The 346-nt window shown below is 48.8% G+C and carries 3 tRNA genes; all 3 read right to left on the reverse strand.

The features are described 5' to 3' along the window. Window positions 1–10 precede the first annotated feature (10 nt). A tRNA-Lys gene (locus BGM26_RS21295) sits at window positions 11–86 on the reverse strand. 11 nt (window positions 87–97) lie between these two features. After that, window positions 98–170, reverse strand: a tRNA-Thr gene (locus BGM26_RS21300). A gap of 31 nt (window positions 171–201) precedes the next feature. After that, window positions 202–277: transfer RNA gene (locus tag BGM26_RS21305), tRNA-Val, on the reverse strand. Between the last annotated feature and the right edge of the window lie 69 nt (window positions 278–346).

The raw sequence follows: 346 nt of genomic DNA on the forward strand, positions 1-346 counted from the left end.
CAAATATAAATGGTGAGCCATGCAGGATTCGAACCTGCGACCCTCTGATTAAAAGTCAGATGCTCTACCGACTGAGCTAATGGCTCGTACAAAAAAGTGCCGGCGATAGGAGTCGAACCCACGACCTACTGATTACAAGTCAGTTGCTCTACCAACTGAGCTACACCGGCCAAATAATATTATTTTGATTTATTAAAAATATGGTGGAGGATGACGGGATCGAACCGCCGACCCTCTGCTTGTAAGGCAGATGCTCTCCCAGCTGAGCTAATCCTCCGATATTAAAGCTTGGCGACGTCCTACTCTCACAGGGGGAGAGCCCCCAACTACCATCGGCGCTGAGAAG

Origin of the sequence: Bacillus sp. FJAT-29790 (assembly GCF_019039215.1) — a bacterium.
Classification (GTDB): Bacteria; Bacillota; Bacilli; order Bacillales; family Cytobacillaceae; genus Cytobacillus.